This is a genomic window from Bacteroidota bacterium (assembly GCA_030706565.1).
Lineage (GTDB): Bacteria > Bacteroidota > Bacteroidia > Bacteroidales > JAUZOH01 > JAUZOH01.
Map to the genome: position 1 here is coordinate 1 of JAUZOH010000520.1, position 2,415 is coordinate 2,415.

A 2,415-nucleotide genomic window follows, 5' to 3' on the forward strand; every position below is an offset into this window, starting at 1 on the left:
CAAGTCTGAGGAATCGGCCATTACAGGTACAATTTTTCATAATTGCAAGTTTCCCATCAGTAAGGCTTTTTACATTGCATATCATGTATGCAAGGATAAGGAGGATATTTCCTCTTATGAATTTGCCCGCCGTTTATCTTTGCGGCAGATGACCTGCTGGAATTTTAAAACAAAGATACAGACTGCACTCCAGCAGATGACTTCGTTGTCGGAAAGCGAAAAGTCGGACATTGAAAAAATCCTGACGCACTAATTCCTTATGAAAAGGAGAGTCAATTCCTTTTAGAATTGTACTTCCTTTTCACTGAACAAATCTTGCAGTTATTTTATTTCAAAAGGTACAATCAGTTTAAAGCTGATGTTCCTTCCCATGTTATAGACGCCGGTTCTGCCGGTTGCATGGTCCAGGTCTTCATATTTCAGCCTGCTCAGGTGATTCTGATAGGCCACATCCGCCAGGTTATTTGCCGACAGGTAAACAGAAAAAATTGTTTTGTTTTTTCGGCAGATATCTGTGCCTGTTCCCAGATTGATTAATGTATAGGCAGGGGTTTCGGTTTCGGTTCCAAAAGCTTTGTAAAATTTATCCTGCTTAAAGTTATATTCCAGGCCAACCTGAATGTATGCATTCCTGATTATTTTCCCGTTTCGCTTGTTTGCCCTTAAGGTAGACTGAAATCGGGCCGGAGGGATAAAAGGAAGATACCGGGTTGAATCCGGCTGGTTTCTTTGTTCAGCCCTGACATAAGAGAAACTATTTTCAAAGTGCAGCCAGTCGAGCGGATGAGGATGCACGTCCAGTTTGACCTCACCTCCCCTTAATTGAGCGTTGCCTGCAAAAAACTTGAAGGTTTCATAACCATCGGTGATGGAATCAGCCCCTTTGGCGTTGTTCAATTTATGCGAGAAAATATAATTACGGATGTCATTTTCAAACAGATCTATTTCGGCAAGAACGTGATCGGTATTCAGTCCAAGTGCATAATCAAATTGCAGGTTATGTTCTGCTTTCAGTCCGGGATTGCCAATTTCATAGCGTACGGTACCATCGTGAACCCCGTTGGAACCTAATTCATCAATATTGGGAGCTCTGAAACCCTCTGAAATATTCAATTTTGTAAACAAATTTTCTGAAAACTGATAGGTAGCCCCTATACTTCCTGATATTCCGGAAAAGGTAGAGCTAAAAGCCTTGAATTTATGGAATGCTCCGGTTGAGGTACTTTCTGTTTTATGTTCATTTGCGTCAAGAAAAAGATCCCGGCTGATTTCATTTCGGGAATCAAGTCTTAACCCTCCGCTGATATCCAGTTTGTCAAATGATTTTTTCAGGATGGTAAACAGGCCTGCATCAAACAGGTGATATTCCGGCACAAGGTACTCGTTTCCCTTGTTTTGAGAAGTTTGGTACATGCCGTTAGCTCCAAAGGAAAGGTTCAGATTGTTCCTTTCATTTAAAACGTAGTTAATATCATAGTTTAAGGTGTTTTGCAGGAAATATAGTCCATATTCATTGGGATTGAGAATATTAGCATATTCCTGTCGCTGGTTTTGCTGAAATCCGAAAATAATTTTCAGGTTCCCGTTTTTCAGGTAAAAATTGCTGTTCAATGCAGCCTTGTAATGATGGATTTTCTGATAGGGCACTGCCGGGTTGTAGGACACGAAATCTTTGTTTTTGGCAATTTCACTGCCTTCGGTTTGATTGCTGAGGGCAATGGCCTTGACAAATTTACCGGTCAGGCTGTCGCGCTCGCCTTCAATGATGCCAGGTTTCAGGTTGTACGTGCTTAGCGTGAGATGTGAATAGCCCCACGATTTGTTCAAGCCAAGCATCAGGTTTATGGCATTTTCCCTGAATCCTGAATTAAAGACATAACCGTCATATTTATTTTGATAATTGTGGGCCAGCTTGTTGCTGAAACGGGCATCCCAGATAAAACCCTGATGGTTGCCGGCAAGGTTGGCCGAATAATCGATAAGTCCGTTATTTGTCTGGTAATTTGTGGAAATGTTTCCCTTTATTTTTCCGTCTGGGATGATATTATTGGAGATCATGTTGATAACCCCGGCCATTGCATCCGAGCCATAAACCAGGCTTGCAGGCCCTTTCAGGATTTCAACTTCATCCACTGCGTTCTCATCAATTTCAATCCCGTGTTCGTCGCCCCATTGCTGGCCTTCCTGCCGTATGCCGTCATTAACGACGACAACCCTGTTGTAGCCCAGTCCGCGGATAACCGGCTTGGAAATGCCCGGCCCTGTTGTAACCTGTGACATTCCGGGTTGATGGGCCAGGGCATCAATGATATTGGTCGACGAATTTTGTAATAATGATTGCCGGGGGACAGTTGAAATAGGAGCCGGCATCCTGTTTTGCTGCGCAGCTTTGGAAAGGCCGGTTACCACAACTTC

The 2,415-nt window shown here is 43.0% G+C and carries 2 protein-coding genes; one reads left to right on the forward strand and one right to left on the reverse strand.

Features of this window, described 5'->3' with window-relative positions; all coding sequences use genetic code 11:
* The coding region (locus Q8907_16325) for a hypothetical protein (protein MDP4275835.1) at nucleotides 1-253 on the forward strand (253 nt) is incomplete at its 5' end.
* Nucleotides 254-321: 68 nt separating this feature from the next.
* On the opposite strand, the gene Q8907_16330 is transcribed toward Q8907_16325, so the two are convergent.
* The coding region (locus tag Q8907_16330; protein MDP4275836.1) for a TonB-dependent receptor at nucleotides 322-2,415 on the reverse strand (2,094 nt) is incomplete at its 5' end.